This window comes from Streptomyces sp. ALI-76-A (assembly GCF_030287445.1).
Taxonomy (GTDB): Bacteria; Actinomycetota; Actinomycetes; order Streptomycetales; family Streptomycetaceae; genus Streptomyces.
In genome coordinates, this window is record NZ_JASVWB010000004.1 from 1091321 (window position 1) to 1108862 (window position 17542).

At 68.3% G+C, this 17542-nt stretch carries 16 protein-coding genes and 4 pseudogenes; 12 read left to right on the forward strand and 8 right to left on the reverse strand.

Annotated elements, in window-relative coordinates:
• Positions 1-35 precede the first annotated feature (35 nt).
• Positions 36-2579: pseudogene (locus QQS16_RS41045) on the forward strand (sensor histidine kinase).
• Positions 2580-2728: 149 nt separating this feature from the next.
• Positions 2729-2933 (forward strand): annotated as a pseudogene (locus QQS16_RS43695) (hypothetical protein); the annotation flags it as partial.
• A 792-nt stretch (positions 2934-3725) separates the two neighbouring features.
• Here QQS16_RS43695 and QQS16_RS41050 read toward each other — a convergent pair.
• Positions 3726-3998: a hypothetical protein gene (locus QQS16_RS41050; protein WP_286067747.1), complete on the reverse strand. Its 273-nt coding sequence runs from the start codon at positions 3996-3998 to the stop codon at positions 3726-3728.
• Positions 3999-4041: 43 nt separating this feature from the next.
• Here QQS16_RS41050 and QQS16_RS41055 point away from each other — a divergent pair, with 43 nt between their 5' ends.
• Complete coding sequence (locus QQS16_RS41055; RefSeq protein ID WP_286067748.1) at positions 4042-4401, forward strand: hypothetical protein; 360 nt, start codon at positions 4042-4044, stop codon at positions 4399-4401.
• A 158-nt stretch (positions 4402-4559) separates the two neighbouring features.
• A pseudogene (locus QQS16_RS41060) lies at positions 4560-5277 on the forward strand (IS6 family transposase).
• Positions 5278-5762: 485 nt separating this feature from the next.
• Here QQS16_RS41060 and QQS16_RS41065 read toward each other — a convergent pair.
• Positions 5763-6362, reverse strand: a complete 600-nt coding sequence (locus tag QQS16_RS41065; RefSeq protein ID WP_286067749.1) for a transposase domain-containing protein — start codon at positions 6360-6362, stop codon at positions 5763-5765.
• Between the two features lie 408 nt (positions 6363-6770).
• Here QQS16_RS41065 and QQS16_RS41070 point away from each other — a divergent pair, with 408 nt between their 5' ends.
• The 4 genes from QQS16_RS41070 to QQS16_RS43700 all read left to right on the forward strand — a co-directional run bounded on the left by QQS16_RS41070 (position 6771) and on the right by QQS16_RS43700 (position 9521).
• Positions 6771-8204 (forward strand): non-reducing end alpha-L-arabinofuranosidase family hydrolase, encoded by a 1434-nt coding sequence (locus tag QQS16_RS41070; protein WP_286067750.1) that lies wholly within the window; start codon positions 6771-6773, stop codon positions 8202-8204.
• A 145-nt stretch (positions 8205-8349) separates the two neighbouring features.
• Positions 8350-8715 carry a cupin domain-containing protein gene (locus QQS16_RS41075; RefSeq protein ID WP_286067751.1) on the forward strand — a complete coding sequence of 122 codons (366 nt, stop codon included), beginning with the start codon at positions 8350-8352 and terminating at the stop codon, positions 8713-8715.
• A gap of 36 nt (positions 8716-8751) precedes the next feature.
• Positions 8752-9048, forward strand: coding sequence for an antibiotic biosynthesis monooxygenase family protein (locus QQS16_RS41080; RefSeq protein WP_286067752.1), 297 nt, complete (start codon positions 8752-8754; stop codon positions 9046-9048).
• The gene (locus tag QQS16_RS43700; RefSeq protein WP_353479753.1) at positions 9045-9521 is read left to right on the forward strand and encodes a GntR family transcriptional regulator; all 477 of its coding nucleotides are present in this window, start codon (positions 9045-9047) and stop codon (positions 9519-9521) included. Before QQS16_RS41080 ends, QQS16_RS43700 begins: the two co-directional genes overlap by 4 nt.
• Positions 9522-9904: 383 nt before the next feature.
• Here QQS16_RS43700 and QQS16_RS41085 read toward each other — a convergent pair.
• A pseudogene (locus QQS16_RS41085) lies at positions 9905-10159 on the reverse strand (IS1380 family transposase); the annotation flags it as partial.
• A gap of 163 nt (positions 10160-10322) precedes the next feature.
• On the opposite strand from QQS16_RS41085, the gene QQS16_RS41090 reads away from it, so the two are divergent.
• Both QQS16_RS41090 and QQS16_RS41095 read left to right on the forward strand, forming a co-directional pair.
• Positions 10323-10979: a hypothetical protein gene (locus QQS16_RS41090; RefSeq protein WP_286067753.1), complete on the forward strand. Its 657-nt coding sequence runs from the start codon at positions 10323-10325 to the stop codon at positions 10977-10979.
• A gap of 65 nt (positions 10980-11044) precedes the next feature.
• Positions 11045-11871 (forward strand): IS5 family transposase gene (locus tag QQS16_RS41095; RefSeq protein ID WP_286067754.1). Its coding sequence is split into 2 segments (ribosomal slippage): positions 11045-11405 and positions 11405-11871, totalling 828 coding nucleotides; the frame shifts between segments, so codons are not numbered across the junction.
• 220 nt (positions 11872-12091) lie between these two features.
• Here QQS16_RS41095 and QQS16_RS41100 read toward each other — a convergent pair.
• Positions 12092-12256, reverse strand: coding sequence for a hypothetical protein (locus QQS16_RS41100; RefSeq protein WP_286067755.1), 165 nt, complete (start codon positions 12254-12256; stop codon positions 12092-12094).
• Positions 12253-12447 carry a hypothetical protein gene (locus QQS16_RS41105; RefSeq protein WP_286067757.1) on the reverse strand — a complete coding sequence of 65 codons (195 nt, stop codon included), beginning with the start codon at positions 12445-12447 and terminating at the stop codon, positions 12253-12255. The genes QQS16_RS41100 and QQS16_RS41105 overlap by 4 nt, the downstream gene beginning before the upstream one ends.
• A 79-nt stretch (positions 12448-12526) precedes the next feature.
• On the opposite strand from QQS16_RS41105, the gene QQS16_RS41110 reads away from it, so the two are divergent.
• Positions 12527-13270 (forward strand): hypothetical protein, encoded by a 744-nt coding sequence (locus QQS16_RS41110; RefSeq protein ID WP_286067758.1) that lies wholly within the window; start codon positions 12527-12529, stop codon positions 13268-13270.
• Between the two features lie 278 nt (positions 13271-13548).
• Positions 13549-14418: an endonuclease/exonuclease/phosphatase family protein gene (locus QQS16_RS41115; protein WP_502963999.1), complete on the forward strand. Its 870-nt coding sequence runs from the start codon at positions 13549-13551 to the stop codon at positions 14416-14418.
• 94 nt (positions 14419-14512) lie between these two features.
• Here the strand turns inward: QQS16_RS41115 and tpg are convergent, their stop codons facing one another.
• The 3 genes from tpg to QQS16_RS41130 form a co-directional block, all read right to left on the reverse strand.
• Positions 14513-15088 carry a telomere-protecting terminal protein Tpg gene (gene tpg / locus QQS16_RS41120; protein WP_502963976.1) on the reverse strand — a complete coding sequence of 192 codons (576 nt, stop codon included), beginning with the start codon at positions 15086-15088 and terminating at the stop codon, positions 14513-14515.
• Between the two features lie 257 nt (positions 15089-15345).
• A complete protein-coding gene (locus QQS16_RS41125; RefSeq protein ID WP_286067761.1) occupies positions 15346-15792 on the reverse strand; it encodes a hypothetical protein in 447 nt (148 codons plus the stop codon).
• 746 nt (positions 15793-16538) lie between these two features.
• Positions 16539-16928, reverse strand: a complete 390-nt coding sequence (locus tag QQS16_RS41130; RefSeq protein WP_079403197.1) for a hypothetical protein — start codon at positions 16926-16928, stop codon at positions 16539-16541.
• Between the last annotated feature and the right edge of the window lie 614 nt (positions 16929-17542).

The following is a 17542-nucleotide window of genomic DNA, read 5'->3' on the forward strand; positions in this document are numbered from 1 at the left end:
ACCGTTCTGACCGCATACGACGTAGAGACGAGACCATGGCACGCGGCAAGTTTCGGATATACCTCGGCGCGGCGCCGGGCGTCGGCAAGACGTACGCGATGCTGTCCGAGGCGCACCGCCGTGTCGAGCGGGGCACCGACTGTGTGGTCGCTTTCCTGGAACACCACAACCGGCCCCGCACCGAGGTCATGCTCCACGGTCTGGAACAGATCCCCCGCAAGGAGCTGGATTACCGGGGGAGCGTGTTCACCGAGATGGATGTCGACGCGGTCCTGGCCCGGCACCCCCAGGTGGCTCTCGTCGACGAACTCGCCCACACCAACATTCCCGGCTCCCGCAACGCCAAGCGCTGGCAGGACGTCGAGGAACTGCTCGCGGCCGGGATCGACGTCGTCTCGACGGTCAACATCCAGCATCTGGAGTCGCTGGGGGATACCGTCGAGTCGATCACCGGGGTGCGGCAGCAGGAGACCGTCCCCGACGAGGTCGTGCGGCGGGCGGACCAGATCGAGCTGGTCGACATGTCGCCGCAGGCGCTGCGCCGGCGGATGGCGCACGGCAACATCTACAAGGCCGACAAGGTCGACGCGGCCCTGTCCAACTACTTCCGCCCGGGCAATCTGACCGCGCTGCGGGAACTGGCGCTGCTCTGGGTAGCCGACCGGGTCGACGCGTATCTGACCGAGTACCGCAGCGAACACCGGGTGTCGAAGATCTGGGGCTCGCGGGAGCGGATCGTGGTCGGTCTGACCGGCGGTCCCGAGGGCCGCACGCTGATCCGCCGGGCCGCCCGGCTCGCCGAGAAGGGCGCGGGCGGCGAGGTGCTGGCCGTCTACATCGCCCGCAGCGACGGACTGACCAACGCCTCGCCCAAGGAGCTGGCTGCCCAGCGCACCCTGGTGGAGGACCTGGGCGGCACCTTCCACCACGTCATCGGCGACGACGTCTCGTCGGCTCTGCTGGACTTCGCGCGAGGGGTCAACGCCACCCAGATAGTCCTCGGCGTCTCGCGGCGCCGGGGGTGGCAGTACGTCTTCGGGCCCGGTGTCGGTGCCACGGTCGCCCGGGAGTCGGGCCCCGACCTCGACGTCCACCTGATCACCCACGACGAGGCCGGCAAGGGCCGCGGGTTGCCGGTTGCGCGAGGTGCGCGGCTCGGCCGTGCGCGGATCATTTCGGGCTGGCTGGCCGGGATGGCCGGCCCGGCGCTGCTCACGCTGCTGCTGACCAACGTCGACGCCGACCTCGGTCTCGCCAACGACATGCTGCTGTTCCTCACGCTGACCGTGGCGGCGGCCCTGCTCGGCGGCCTGCTCCCGGCGCTGGCCTCGGCGGCCTTCGGGTCGTTTCTGCTGAACTACTACTTCACCCCACCCCTGCACCGCCTCACCATCGCCGATCCCAAGAACATCGTCGCCCTCGTGGTCTTCTTCGCCGTGGCGGTATCGGTGGCCTCCGTGGTGGACCTGGCCGCCCGTCGTACGCATCAGGCGGCCCGGCTGCGCGCCGAGTCCGAGATCCTCTCCTTCCTGGCGGGCAGCGTGCTGCGCGGCGAGACCAGCCTGGAGGCCCTGCTGGAGCGAATGCGGGAGACCTTCAGCATGGAGTCGGTCGCCCTGCTGGAGCGGGAAAGCGATGTGACCCCGTGGACCTGCGCGGGCAGCGTGGGCCCACAGCCCTGCCAGTACCCCGAGGACGCGGACGTGGACATGCCGGTCGGCGACCACATGGCCCTCGCGCTGTCCGGCAGAGCGCTGCCCGCCTCCGACCGCCGGATCCTCGCCGCGTTCGCCGCCCAGGCCGCCGTGGTCCTGGACCGCCAGCGCCTGCAGTCCGAGGCCGACCAGGCCAAGGAACTCGCCGAGGGCAACCGCATCCGCACCGCCCTGCTCGCCGCCGTCAGCCACGACCTGCGCACCCCGCTCGCCGGGATCAAAGCCGCCGTCTCCTCACTGCGATCGGACGACGTGGCCTGGTCCGAGGAAGACCAGGCCGAACTCCTGGGGACCATCGAGGAGGGCGCCGACCGCCTCGACCACCTGGTGGGCAACCTGCTCGACATGTCCCGGCTCCAGACCGGCACCGTCGCCCCGCTGATCCGCGAGATCGACCTCGACGAGGTTGTGCCTATGGCCCTGGGCGGCATACCTGAGGACAGCGTGGAGCTGGACATCCCGGAAACTTTGCCGATGGTCGCCGTCGACCCGGGCCTGCTGGAGCGGTCGGTGGCCAACCTGGTCGAGAACGCGGTCAAGTACAGCCCCGTCGGCGAGCGCGTCCTGGTGGCTGCCAGTGCCATGGCCGACCGGGTGGAGGTGCGGGTGGTGGACCGCGGCCCGGGCGTCCCGGACGAGGCCAAGGACCGCATCTTCGAGCCGTTCCAGCGCTACGGCGACGCCCCGCGCGGCGCCGGCGTCGGCCTCGGCCTCGCGGTCGCCCGCGGCTTCGCCGAAGCCATGGGCGGCACCCTCAACGCCTAGGACACCCCCGGCGGCGGCCTCACCATGGTCCTCACCGTCCCGGCCGCGTCCGACCGCCGACCGCTCCTCTCCGGCCTTCCGGCGACCACCAGCTCCTAGCAAGTCCAACATCCCCCGTACAGGCCAGTGCGGCGTTGGAGCCCTTCAGAGTCATTGTCCCCCGAGTGCAAGCGGATACGGCCCGACTTCACGCGTAGTCGGTGGGAAAGCGCTCCGCCCCGTCAGCGGAGGCCGATCGGCATTCCAGCATGCTGCGGGCGGCCGACTCCCTGGTCACCAACCAGGTTTGCGCCTACGACCTGATGCGGACCTTCGGCCGCGACGGGCACCCGCCCCCGCCGGGGCAGGTATTCGGAGTACCGGCAAACCGCCACGACCCTGAACCTGCTTGCCGTCGTCGACCCCGTGGACGACACCTTCCGGCGGCAGATGAGTAACCAGCTCACCGTCCGGGGGGCCTCCCCCTGCAACCGGTGAGGGGTTTGCTTGTTCGGCATAGTCGCGGCGCTCTGCTGCTGAATGGCTGCTCGGCCTCTGACACACTGGTGCCATGACAGTGCAGCGAAAGGACCATGCCGCGTAGGCGTCCTTCGGACCTGCGCTCGGGCCGCCGGAGGTTCGCGGTTGAGCGTGGGCGATACTCGAAGATCGGTCAGGTTTCTGGCTCGGCGCAGGCCGAGATCATCCGTTTGGAGCGAACTCGCTTCGCGCCCGGTGACCTGGGCAAAGCCCTGGCTGCCTGGAGTGAGTTGGCGCATACGCCGCGACGGCGTTCGCCTGACGTTCGCACCGGGTGCGGTGAACCGTCATGCTGTCCACCGGAGCCGGACGAATGGCGGGAGCTCCTGGAGATCGCCATGCATGCCCTGCCTTCGAAGTCCGCGCGCGAGCTCGCCCGCATCGTCAGGCGTCTGGACAGCAGGATTCTCGATCACCCGGCCTTGAGACACACCGTTTCACCGCGCGGTCGTTGGTGGCATTTCAGTCGGTGGCCGTGGGAGGACTGACTGCGATGGCATTGAGCCGGGGCTCACCCCGCAGCCAGGCCGATCGACGTCACAGGCGGTCGAGGAAGGCGAGGATCTTGTCGGCGGGTTGGTAGCGGCCCGGGCGGTGACCGGTGCGGTGAGGGCGAGGGCCTTCTCCTTGATGGTCATGTCGGCATGTGTCGGCGTACACGTGAACCTGGCCCTGGCAAGATTTCCGTGAAGCTGGGGTGTGCCACCGTGCGCCGGTGACGCTCCGTCACAGGTAGCGGCGTCGGAGCAGGGCCATGAGGATGACGCGGTGGCGGAGCAGCGGGACCCCCTCGCGTCCGGCCATGATCCGCTTTTGGAGTTCCAGGTCGGTGATGCGGCCTTTGTTGACGCCGGAGTTGAACGGGGTGGTGATGCCCTGCACGACTGCGGGCTGGCCCTCGCGGAGGACTTTGGCCAGGCTGGCCAGGGCCGGGAGGCCGGTGGTCGTGAGTTGCTCAAGCCAGTCCGGCAGCGGGGTGGCGTCGCGGGCGTCGAGCATAGCGGCGAACTGACGCACCAGATCGTGGGCTCGGTTCGGTTTGGTGGGCGAGGAATGGCCGTTCGTCCTTCCCTCGACATCAGATGAGCTCCTCGGCGATATCCGCGACTTCGTCGTCGGCCGTGAGCCGCGGTTCGAGCTGGTCTACGACCAGGAGCTGACGCAGACGGAGTGGCAGTTTGCGCTCTGGACCGACCTGCCCCGCACAGAGCTGGAGCTGCTGTTTCCAGAGCCCGAAGGGATCACGTTTCCCGCCCTTGAGGAGATCTTCCGAGTCGTCCCGGTCCTTCACCCCTGGCCGGGGCTGAGTATCCGATTCGACCTGTGCTATCGCATCGATGACAGCCCGTCCGACTGGGAAACCGGCGAATGGCTGGTCGCAGAAGGCGGCCGTATTCGCTGACACCGGCCCGTGCGCGCCTGCGAAGCACTCAAGCCCAGCTGACGGGCGATGACACGCAGCTTGTGATCACGAAGGCCGGCTAGGTCGTAGAGGGGCACTGTCACGTTGGCTGACCGGTGGGATGATCTTCGGGTTGGTCAGGCGGGGAGGGGTCGTCCGTGGGGAGTGCGTCGCTGTCGTACAAGGGGCACCGGTACCCGGTCGAGGTCATCTCCCACTGTGTGTGGCTGTATCCGCTTCCCGCTGTCGTTGCGCGAGGTCGAGGAGCTGATGCTCGAGCGCGGGATCGTCGTCTCCTACGAGACGATCCGCCGCTGGTGCGCGAAGTTCGGGCAGACCTACGCAGGCGCACTGCGCCGGCGACAGCCCCAGCCCGGGGACAAGTGGCACCTGGACGAGGTCTTCATCAAGATCAACGGGCGGTTGCCGTACCTGTGGCGGGCCGTCGACCAGGACGGGAACGTCCTCGACATCCTCGTGCAGAACCGGCGGGACAAGGCCGCAGCCCGACGCTTCTTCCGCAGGCTTCTCAAAAAGATTCGCACAGTGCCGCGGGTGGTCGTCACCGACAAGCTCCGCTCCTACGGCGCGGCCCACCGCGAGGCCATGCCTTCCGTCGAGCACCGCTCCCACAAGGGCCTGAACAACCGGGCGGAGAACAGTCATCAGCCAACCAGGCAGCGCGAACGGGCGATGAAGGGCTTCCGCAGCACCGGCGCAGCCCAGCGGTTCCTGTCCGCATTCAGCGGCATCTCACCCCACTTCCGGCCCCGCCGCCATCTGATGCCCGCACACGACTACCGAGCCGAGATGACCGTCCGCTTCGCAATCTGGGAGCAGATCACCGGCGTCACCGGCCCCGCCGCCACGGCCTGACCTCAGCCCGGAACCGGGCCCCACCACGCCGCAACACGCTGTCAGGCGCTCACGCACCCAACAATGTGACAGCGCGCCCCCACATCTCCTGCTCGATGCCGACCGGGTCGTGTGAGCGCAAGACGCGTCCCTGCAAGATGGTGTGGCGCAAGGCGTAATAGGCGCTCTCGTGCTCCCAGCGTTCATGGTAGAGACGCACGAGGCGGTCGGCTGGGTAGAGCCGGGCGTCCAGGAGCGGGTTGCCAGGCGGTAGGAGCCCTCGAAGCCGCTGCCGTCCGAGCAAGTGACGTGCACCCGGGCCTCGATGATGCGCACCGGGGCGTGGCCGATGACCGAGAGGTAGGAGGAGTCGGGGAGCCGCTGGAGGACCGGTGGGCGGCGGCGCTGGCGAATGCGGCCCAGGACCCGTGCGCTGGTGGCGTGCACGGCGGCGAGAAAGTCGTTGCCGTCGAAGCCCCGGTCCCACAGCACGAGCATCTCCGGGCTCAGATGGTGCAACAGCCGGGTGGCGTAGGAGGTTTCCCCTCCCGGGTGGGGCCGAAGACCGCTCCGATCGCAGCCCGGGTGCCGGTCTCGACCAGTGTCATCAGCTCGACCTGGGGATATCCGCCGTGCGGGCACCGCCCCAGCCAGCCCCGGTTGCGTTCACTGTCAGGTACCTTGATCGCTGCAGCCGTCGAAAGACACACCGTCCGATACGGCCCGAACCGCGCCCCCGGCGTAGTCGGCTGGGCCAACGGCCCGGCCAGCACCTCGAACAACGCCCGCACCGGCGCGCTGCCGAGTCTGCTGCGCAGATCGCGTAACGCCTTCGTGCTCGGGCAGACGATCGGCATCCCCGACAAGCCGACGGTCAGCTTGTCCCAGACCAGCCGATAGCCGATCTCAGGGAACAGGCACATCGCCACCAGGAAGTAGACGCCGACCCGCGAAGGCAGATCACGCAACCGCCGCTGCACGGTCCTGGTCTCGGACAAGACCGCGTCGACGAGCTCGAACGGCATGACCGGCGTCTGTTCTCCCAGATGACCGGGCGCGAACCGGCCCGCGGCCACAGTCACCGTACGGGTGATGGCCGACAGCACCGACGGCGAGACAGAATGAACAGGCAACGGAGCTCCTTGCGGGACAAGCTGTCTTGGACGACTGCCTGTACCAACGAGCTCCGCTGCTCTATGTCAGGAGTCCTTCAACTCCCTTGAGTGACCTGCGAAAACGCTAACTACCCTGCCTTGGGGAAACTTCAACCCGCCCCTTACGTCAAAGTCCCGTACATCACGGGACTTGAGGCCGCCTGGTTTCAGTCTGTGAATGTTCCGGCTTGCGAATTGTGCGAGAGGTATTGACGCTGATCACCGGATCCTTATCATCCAATTGCTCGACACTTCGACGCTTGTTCGATATAGCGGACAACGGGGGCCGCACCACACCGCTTCCGGACAGCCCCTGGCGGGCCGAACCGGAGTCGCTGGCTCAAGGATGACGAGGTCCTTATGCACAGACGTATTTTCAGCCGCAGACGCCCGTCCGCGGTGCTCGCCGCCGCGGTCGCGGCACTGGCCGCGTTGGCGGCGCTGCTCGTCGCCGGCCCGGCCCAGGCGGCCACCACCAGCGACGTGCGCGGTGTTGATTCCGGCCGGTGTCTCGATGTGGCGGGCTTCAGCCAGACCGACGGCGCGAACGTACACATCTGGGACTGCCACGGCGGAACCAACCAGCAGTGGACGCTGACGGACAGCAGCCAGCTGACCGTGTACGGCAACAAGTGCCTGGATGTCCGGGGCGGCGCCACCACGTCCGGGACCCCGGTGCAGATCGGGACGTGCAACGGCGGTGACAACCAGCAGTGGCGGGTGAACCCCGACGGCACGATCGTCGGCGTGCGATCCGGGCTGTGCCTGGAGGTCGCGGGCTGGGGCAAGGTCAACGGCACGGGAGTGCAGATCTGGTCGTGCCACGGCGGCGCCAACCAGAAGTGGACCGGCCTGTCAGGGACGGGCAACGCGTGTGCTCTTCCGTCGACCTACCGGTGGACCTCGACGGGTCCGCTGGCGCAGCCGGCGAACGGGCAGCTCGCGCTGAAGGACTTCACCACCACCACGTACAACGGCAAGCACCTGGTCTACGCGACCACCTCCAACGGAACGGCGTGGGGCTCGACGATGTTCAGTCCCTTCACGAACTGGTCGGACATGGGGGCGGCCACCCAGACCCCGATGAACGAGTCCGCGGTGGCGCCCGAACTGTTCTACTTCGCGCCCAAGAACGTCTGGGTGATGGTGTCCCAGTGGAGTCAGTGGCCGCTCTACTACCGCACGTCCAGCGACCCCACCAACCCCAATGGCTGGTCCGCCAAGCAGCCGCTGTTCACCGGCAGCCTCCCCGAGGGACCCGGGACCCGGAGGGACGCCCCGATCGACCCGACCATGATCGCCGACGATCAGAACATGTACCTGTTCTTCGCCGCCGACAACGGCAAGATCTACCGGGCGAGCATGCCGATCGGGAACTTCCCCGGCAGCTTCGGCTCCTCGTACACGACGGTCATGAGCGACACGGAGAAGAACCTGTTCGAGGCGCCGGAGGTCTACAAGGTCCAGGGCCAGAACCAGTACCTCATGATCGTCGAGGCTCGGGGTGCGACCGAGCAGCGCTTCTTCCGCTCGTTCACGGCCTCCAGCCTGAACGGTTCGTGGACCCCGCAGGCCGCCACCGAAAACAACCCCTTCGCGGGCAAGGCCAACAGCGGTGCCAACTGGACCAACGACATCAGCCACGGTGACTTGGTCCGCAACAACCCCGACCAGACCATGACCATCGACCCCTGCAACCTGCAGCTCCTCTACCAGGGCAGGAACCCCGCATCGGACGGCGCTCCCTACCTGGAACTGCCGTACCGGCCGGGCCTGCTCACCCTGCAGCGCTGACCCGCCTGATCCACGGTGATCGTGATGTGGTGCGGTCCGCCGACGCGTAGACGAGCGGTTCACGGCGCGGGCGACTCCACCTGCTGACCGATACTCACCGCCTTGAGGAACCCCAGCCGCGCGTCGGCTGGGGTTCCTATCGTTCGTGGGCACTGTCACCATCCCCCTGGTCACCCGCTCAGTCGGAGCCGAGGTCTTCCTCACCGGCCAGACCCTCTTCGAGGGCGGTGCCGGCATCGCGCTGCACACCCACAACTGCCCTGAGAGCGTGACCATCCTCGAAGGCGACGCCATCGTGGAGATCGACGGCACCGAGCACCACGTGACCCGCTTCGACACCACCTACGTCCCCGCCGGGATGCCCCACCGCTTCCGCAACGCCTCCGCCACCGAGCCGATGCGCATCCTGTGGATCTACGCCACCGTCGACGCCACCCGCACCATCGTCGAGACCGGTGTCACCGCGCGCGTCGACGCCGAACACCACAAGGCCGCCGCCCACCGCGACTGACCCCTCGACGACCTGAGCACGCAAGGAAGCATCACCGTGATAGCCGAGATCGCACAGATCGAGATCCTCCCAGGCCAGGAGGAGGACTTCGAGAAGGCCGTCACCGAGGCACTGCCCTTCTTCCTCGCGGCCGACGGCTGCGACGGGGTCGACTTGCAGCGCAGCATCGAACACCCCTCGCGCTACCGGCTCCTGGTCCGGTGGGAGACAGTCGAGCACCACACCGTCACCTTCCGTGCCTCCAAGGGCTTCGCCCGCTGGCGGGCCGTGGCCGGACCACACTTCGCCGCTCCGCCGCAGGTCGAGCACGTACACTCTGTCCTCGCACCATGACGTCGGTGGCCGGGACCGCCACCGGCCCCGGCCCGCCCCGGCCCCCAGCGGAGGCACCAGAGAATGCCCGCGCCCTCGGCCCGGAACGAGACGGCCCCGTCCGCAGAAGAACCGGCCCAGGGACCCACCCCGCCGACACTCCGGACCGCCGCACGCATCGTGGAACCACGGCGAGCGGACTGACCGTCGGCACCCGTCTGGTCGAACGGGCCCTCGCCGACCAGTTGAAGGTCTCCCGCTCTCCCGTCCGCCGGGCCCTGCGCCTGTTGGCCGATGACGGCATCGTGGGCCCCGGCCGAATGCGGCGGCTACACCGTCGCCCGCACCGGACCCGCACTCGCCGAGACGTCCCCCCTCCAGGTGGCCGACGACAACGCCGAGGACGCCTACATGCGCATCGCGGCCGGCCGCCTCGACGGCCGGCTCCCGACCGGATCACCGAGAGAACGCCCTCGCCCGGCGCTACGGCCTGATGCCCGGACAGCTCGCCCGCATCCTGCGCCGGATCGCCGTAGAGGGGATGGATCGACCGGCTTCCCGGTACGGCTGGGAGTTGCGGCCCATGCTCACCTCGATGGAGACCTACCAGGACAGCTATGGCTTCCGCCTGACCGTCGAACCCGCCACCGTACTCGAATCCGGCTTCGTCCTCGAAACCGTCCGCGCCCAGCAACAACGCTGGTCGACGGAGAGATGTACACCATCGGCAACGCCCAGCTGTCCGACCTCAACAGCCGCTTCCACGACGTCGTCATGGCGTGCAGCCGGCCTTGAACTCGTCCGAGTAGTCCTCCAACGCCATCGGCGGTCTCTCGCTTCCTCCGGATCAAGCAGATCCAGTATCAGCGTGTCCACCACTCAGGGGGAGGCTCCCCTCGCCGCCATCAGCCAGCATCACCGCGAGGTCGGTGGCGATCCGGCCCCGGTCATGACCGGGGCCGCGTGGCCGAAGTGGACTCAGCACGGTGGAGTACAAGCTGGTCAGCCCGGTGGCGTCGGCAAGATCAGCCAGTAGCCGTGCACCGGCGTGACCGACCACCCCCGCACCATCAGCGCAGACATGGAGCTTGGGACGCGAACCGATACCCTGCACGTAGAAAGTGTCTTCCACCTGGACCGACGGAACCCCTCGACAAGGTTTATCGTCCCAGCTCAGAACGCACTTTCGCGTTCCCGCCCATGATCCGGACGGACCGCAAGTGAAAGCCCGACGTTAGGGGATGCCTGGCGGTGGATGCTGTCCAGTGGCTTGTCTGCTGCGGTGAGGAGGAACCGTGGAGCGACGCGACGGGATCATCGACATCGATTACAGCCACTTCTACGCCACCGAGCGGGTGGAGGACGGCTTCGAACGCCTCGACGAGGAACCCGACTTCGCCAGCGGCCGTCCAGTACTACTTACCCCCGGTCAGTTGACGGTGTGCAGCTGCGTGCAGTCCCACTACGCGCCGGTGGCCCTGATCAGCACCGGACCGGACGAGGGGCTCCCAGAGCTCGGGGAGGGCTGGGCGCTGCTGGACACAGTGGAGTACCGGCCGGTGTACGGCGGGCGGATGGAGCTCTGGGGGTGCACCACCGGGCCCTCCAATCCAGCCGTCCACCTGAATGTGCCGACCTCGCGCACCCACACGGTTCGGGTGTACGCCAAGGGCCGGGAGGACGCCAACCAACGGTTCGTGGAGAGCCTCGGCAGGGACGAAGTCCTCCACGAAGGGCTGGAGGAGTACGTGATCGTCTTCACGCCCGCCGGGTGGCAGGAGCCGCCACAGCCGGACGAGGAACTGCTGCGTGATCCGTTCCTGCTGGACCCGCGTACTGGACGGCGCAGGGTGCTCCATCCAAAGGAGCAGGCGGCACGGGAGGCAGCCAGGCGGTCGATGGCAACCGAGCGCCAGACAGACAAGCCCGAAGCGAACGCTGGCCTCTATTAGAACTCCTAACAGAATGCCGCAACTTACCTTGGAATGTTGGCGTCTGATGGGTTGTTAGCCTGCACATGAGAAGGGGTGAGCAACCGCCGTGGATCGTGCCGGACGGGCTGTGGGCGCGGATCGAGCCGTTGCTGCCGGTTGTGCCGCGCCGAACTCATCACCCCGGCCGCAAGCGTCTGGACGACCGGAAGGTGCTGTCGGGCATCCTGTTCGTGCTGTACACCGGCATTCCGTGCAAGTTCCTGCCCCAGGAGCTGGGCTTCGGCTCCGGCATGACCTGCTGGCGGCGCCTGGGTGACTGGAACGACGCGGGAGTCTGGCAGCGTCTGCACGAGTCGCTCCTGGCCGAGCTGAACGCCGCCGGCGCGCTGGACCGGTCGAGGGCGGTGATCGACGGCTCACACGTCAGGGCGCTCAAAGGCGGCCCAGAACAGGACCGAGCCCGGTCGGCCGTGCCCGGACAGGCTCCAAGCACCATCTGATCACCGAGGGGCACGGTATCCCGCTGGCGGTATCGCTGACCGGCGGAAACCGCAACGACGTCACCGAGCTCATCCCCTTGATCCAGGCCGTCCCGCCCGTACGCGGCCGGCGCGGACGGCCCCGACAGCGACCGGTCGCGCTCTACGCCGACCGCGGCTACGACCACGATACGTACCGCAAACAGGTGCGGGCTCTCGGGATCACCCCGGTCATCGCGCGGCGCGGCGTCGAGCACGGTTCCGGACCGGGCGTGCACCGCTGGGTGGTCGAGCAGAGCTTTGCACTGCTGCACTGGTTCCGCCGACTGCGCATCCGCTGGGAGATCCGCGACGACATCCACGAAGCCTTCCTCAGCCTGGCCTGCGGCATCATCTGCTGGCGCCGACTGGTCAACCTCTCACTTTGTTAGGAGTTCTTAGCCGCCCCTGCCCCTGGGTCAGTCAAACTTCCCTGAGATTCGGTCAAGGTTCAGTGAGACGGGACACGGGACCTCTCGCCTCCCCGGAGTGCTGGGGACTGGGGTCGGTCAGTTCCGGAGCGGCGGCCAGACGTGCGGGCCGGTGCGCTGCCCGCAGGCGGCGCAGCCGGCGCACTCCATGCAGAACTGCTTCGGGAGGCGCGGGCACGATTCAGATCAGGTTGTAGTCCGGGTCGTCGTCGCCCTCGAACCAGGGCTCCCCGAGCGGCGGCGTGTAGTCGACGTGGACCTGTCCGTCGGCCGTCAGGTCCTCGTACCGGGTGCCACAGCCCGTCGCCTGCACCCACGCGGCGACCACGCGGTCGGCGGCGCTCACCGGCTGCTCCGGCCGCAGCCCTCGATCCACGCGGCGAGCGCGAGGACGGCGTCCAGGTCGGCCTGCGCCAGGCGCACCGCGTGGCCCGCGTCGAAGCCCTCCAGCCTCCCGGCCCGCGCCATGGCCCGCAGCAGCGCGCTGCGCGCCCGCACCGACGCGGGGACGGCGTCCAAATCCCTGGGAGGGGCCATGCTGCCCTCCAGGAGGCGGTACATGACGAACTCGCCGTACTCGTTCAGGTAGTCGAGCGCGTGGTGGTCCCTCAGGCTCGTGCAGCACGAGCGGGCCTTCGGCGCCGTGTGCCCCGGTCGCGTCCAGAAGGCCGGCCTTCCGCAGGGCCGTCAGCATGTGGGCGCGTTCGGGCAGCCCGTTGGAGTGCAGCCACTCCTGGCGCTCCTGCTCCAGCTCCATGTCCCGGAGTTCTTCTTCGGCTTCGGCGGCAGCGGCGGCTTCGGCGGCGAGCTCGTCCTGGACGACGGCGTCGGCCTTCAGGCCGTAGGTCCCGCCGGTGGTGGCGAGCAGCTGCGCGATGCGCTCCCACTCGCCGACTTCGGCGGGGCCGCGTTCGTCGTCGGTCAGGTCCTCGCGGTCGCGGTCGATGTGCTGCTGCAGCCGGGCGTCCTCGAGGGCGGCCGCGGCCTCGGTGGCGGTCATGCCGGTGGCGCGTCGGTGGACCCAGCCGCGGCCGATCTTCGCCCGGTCGACCGGCTGGCGGGGCGCGGCCGCGCCGGGTGCGGGGATACGGGGACGGCGGCGGGATCGGGGCACGGGGGTGCTCACACGAGTCTCTCAATCGTCACGGGCAAAAAGACGGGGTATCGGTGCCGTCGCACACGGGGCGCAGCGGTCACAGATGTGCCGAAGCGCGCTGGTTGTCACCAACGAGAGCGGCTGACCTGGTGTTCTGCGGCGGCGAAGCACGGTAGTTGTCACCGGATCAGCAGGCTGTTTGTCACCATCAGCGCACTGAGCATGAGAGTTGTCACCGGCCCGGGCGCGGCTTCGATCTGCTGACGCCTGGTCGCATCGGCTGGTGCTCGCCGCCGCCGAAGTGGTGCCGGTGCGGCGGGAGCGGGGCTGTGGAAACCGATCTACCTGATGACCCGTCCTGAGCAGCAAGGTCAAGCAGATGGGAAACCGTGGTGGAGGGGAAGGCAGCAGTGGCCCGATGGGTGCGACGCCGATATGGGCTGTGGGCTGTGGGCGAGAGCGCGAAGCGGGATCCATGGTGCCGGCCGGCCTGGAGACGGAGGCGGGTGTCCGCCGTGTTCGCGGTGCTGACAGCCGGGCTTATGGCCTTCCACCGGGCGGTGCCCAACTCCGTGGGCCACTTGGGCAGTCTGCTGGAAACGTTCCTTCCGTGGCTCGGCCTGGTGGTCGTGGTGCTGCTCGTCCTGGCCCTGCTGCGCCGTTCGGCAACCGCGTTGATGGCGCTGCTGCTGCCGGTGGTGGCCTGGGCGCGCCTCTTCGGCGGGCTGTTCCTGCCCGGGGCGGAGCCTGGCCCGCACGATCTGGTCGTGGTGCAACACAACGTCAGCGACGAGAACACCGACCCGGCGGGCACGGTCCGCGCCCTGGCTGACGCCGACCCCGATCTCATCGCGTTGGAGGAACTGGTGCCCCCGACGCTGGCGGTGTACGCGCAGACCCTCGCCCCGAACTACCCGTACCACGCCGTCCGGGGCACCGTCGGACTCTGGTCGAAGCATCCACTGACCGGTGCCCGGCTGGTGGACATAAAACCCCAGGGGATCACAGAGACCTGGAGTCGCGGGCTGCGGACCGTGGTCCACACACCGCACGGCGATATCGTGGCGTACGTCGCGCACCTGCCCTCGGTCCGCGTCCGGGCGAGCGGCCTCGCATCCTCCCAGCGGGACGAGAGCGCCGGCCTGCTTGGCGAGGCCATCGCCGCCGAGAAGCTGAAAACGGTCCTCCTGCTCGGCGATCTCAACGGCACCGTCGACGACCGTGGGCTGGCCCCGCTGACCTCACGGATGAACACAGCGGAGCGAGGCTTCGCCTTCAGCTTCCCCGCCGGCTTCCCCATGGCCCGTATCGACCAGGTCATGGCCCGCTCGGCAACCGTCCGCCAGATCCGCACCTTGTCGCCAACCGGCAGCGACCACCTTCCGGTCACCGCTCGGATCACACTGGGCTGAAGGAGCGATCCCGATGACAACAAGCCTGCCCATGTGACATCTATCGCGCTTCGGCTCAACGGACAGGTTTATAGCAGTCTCGAATTCCGTGCGGCTAAAACGAGAGGTTGAGCCACTCCACGTCTTTGAATTCCACCTTCAGGCCCGCGCGACCTCCACCGCCTTGACGGAAATAGGCGTCCGCGATGGCCTCCGCGACCAGCTCGTGCAGATCGCTGTCCGTCGCTCCTGTCTGCTGCGCCGCCAGGATCGCGTCCGCGTGGGAGGGGGAGAAGGCGACGCTGAGGTCCGACACCCGGCCCGCGTCCGAGGTGCCCTCCGGACCGAATCCGAAGTACGCCCGGCAGGAGATGACCAGCCCTGCGGAGGTCGCCGCACGCTGCCTCGCCTGTGCTTTGACCTGCGGTTGCCACTCCGCTTCGGTCTCCTTCACCAGAGCGGCCTGGAGGCGCTTCTGAGGCTTCTTGGACGCTCCGGAGAGGTAGCGCTCCACTGTCTTGCGGGAGACGCCCAGGCGCTCAGCCAGGGTCGTGGTGGAGCCCTTCTCTCGCGTGTGAAGGAATTTCATCTGCGCTCGCGCGGATTTCGACGCGGGCCGGGTGAACAAGGCTCGTGTGGGGTCCCGAATCTTGTGTCCTCGTCCGCGTGGCGATGTCCACCTGATGTCCATTTGGGCATGGCTGCGGGATCCATGCCTCCAGTGCTGATACTTCGCCTCTTCGTGTATGGGACCCTTCCGGCTGCCATCGGTGCGTACGGACCGGGGCAGGACCCAGCGGTCGACGGCCGTCCGGGCCGCCTGGCACAACGCGGGTGGGGGTCCGATGGGGACAGCGGAGCCGGCGACACGTCACCCGGGGGCGCCCGGCCGGGCGCCCCCGGGGTTTTGGGGATCAGCGGTTCGGGCGATCCCGGCGGATCACCGGATCACTTGGCCTCCAAGTCGCTCCTGATCATGGACACCGCGGAAGCCAGGATGCCGATGGCCCTCTGCACCTCGCGGATGCCCTCGTTGGTCTGGGGCTCGTCCTTCTGGTCGACCCCGGCGACACACGCGTTGCTTCCGTGCTCGAAGTCGGTAAGGGCTTCCGCCCAGAAACCCTTGGCCTTCTCACTCGGAGGGGTGCCGTACTTCTTCGCCTTGGCCACCGCTGCCAGCAGCTCCTGACAAGCGGTGCGCTTGTCGTCCATCACTTGCATGCTCGCCGTGTTGACGTGGCTCGAGCTGTCGGACAGCGCCTTGACCCTGTCGTCACCCCCCGAAGACCACCAGTCCTCCAACTCGTCGGCCGGGGTCGAGGAGCAGCCGACGAGCAGCACTCCGGTGGCGACGGTAGCGGTGACGACAGTGAGCAAGCGGACGCCGAAACGCATGGAACCCCCCTATGTTCGAATCCCATTGATGTTGCCAGGAACCACCTTGCCGGGTAGGGCCAACGCGCGAACTGGCCACCGCAAGCGCTCCCGCTGCCCAGCGGCGGCCTCCTCCGGCCGGCGAGGCTTTCTCGACGACATCGACGCGACCCGAACCGCTTTTCTCCGCGGCGTCCACAGCTTCTACTGCCGGCACTTCGCCTACGGTGGGTGAGGAAGGGCGCGCTCGTCATCTGGTCAGTCAGTCCTAGCTATTCCTCTTACGCGAGCGATCCCTCACCAAACGACGGACCCGATCCCTCACCAACCAACGAACATGCGGCTCTGCAGCAGACCGTCCTCGCCTTCGGCGCCGGCTTCTTCGACCCGGGCGAGCAGCACACGGTCGGCCGGTCCAGCCCCCGGAGAGCAGAGCTCGGGTCGGGAGCGCCGAGGACGCAGCTCCCACGGGAAGGCCAGTGAGGTCGCGAGGCCGTTTCCGGGAGTCGGGGTGCCCCTTTACCCATTCGAACCGCTGTGCGCCGCTGTGAGCGCCTCTCAGGCCCTTGATCGCCGCTTCGCAGAGCGCCGCAGGAGGCGGTACAGCGCCGGGAAGGATCATGTGTGTCGAGCGGCAGCAGCGGCAGCCGGGTGGCGATACGACGCTCACCTGCTCGCCGCCATCGTCGAGCTCGGCGGTGAGCTGGAGCTCCCAGCTACCCGTAACGGGCGCTTCAGGGGCGCGGTCATCCCAGAAGGCTGCGCGGTCAGCGCCGGCCGCCGCCGATGCGGCGGTCGTCGGCCAGTGCGGTAAGCGGGCCGAACTCGCGGGCAAGCTGGTTCCACGTCAGAACCTCGCCACAGCGGGCGGGGAACTCCTTCGGGTTGAACTCGGGCATGGTCCAGGTGCCAGTGCCCCGGTCCCGCAGCCACAGGTCCCCGTCCCCGTCGACCACAGTCGGCGGGACCGGTACGGGCTCGGCCTGATCGGTGGGCTCCCAGGTGACCCGGCCCGGGTGGGAAACGCGGCGCAGCTCGGTGGTGGCCAGCCGCGCGGCCAAGTCACGGGTGGACTCTTCGGCGTCCTTGACCGACGCGAGTCGGAACGCGTCGTCAAGTACGGGCAGGGCTGGATTCTTGCTGCGCTTTGAACTCATACGCTTACTACCTCCGGTGGGGGGGGCACATCCGTTATGGCACCCCGTAGAGGAACACGGTATCCGAGGCGGGAGCCGGGCCGGCTACGACCACTGTCCAGGTGGAGGCGCTGGCACACCGGGCGGTGGGGCTAGGTGGTGAGCTGGTCCTGGACGTGGCCCAACCCGTGGTGGTAGCACTCAGATATGGCGGTCCGGGTCTGAGAAGGTGAGGCCGCCGGGGGCGAGCGGACGTCGGGGCGGGCGCGGGCGCGGGCTCGGTCTCGCCGGGCGGCTCGCGGAAGTCGGCGCCCTACTCGACCGGCATCAGCCGGCGCCCATCCGCCTGGGTGGGTACGGGAGCGTCGGAAGCGGGCTCGGAGAAGGCGGGCAGCGAGAGCGGTCGACGGTCGGTCATGATCCCTAGTCTCCCAGGTCCGGCCCTGCGGGTAGGGCCAGGCCGCTATCAGCGGTGATAGTGCTCTGGCCCTGGCCAGCAGGGCCAGGCTGGTTGTTTCAGCTGCAAGGCCTCCTACACGTACGACAGTCAGGACCGGCTGTCCTACGCGCTGGAGGCCGACTCCGCGGGTACCCGCACGGCGTCCTGGCTGTACTGCTGGGACAAGGCGGGCAAC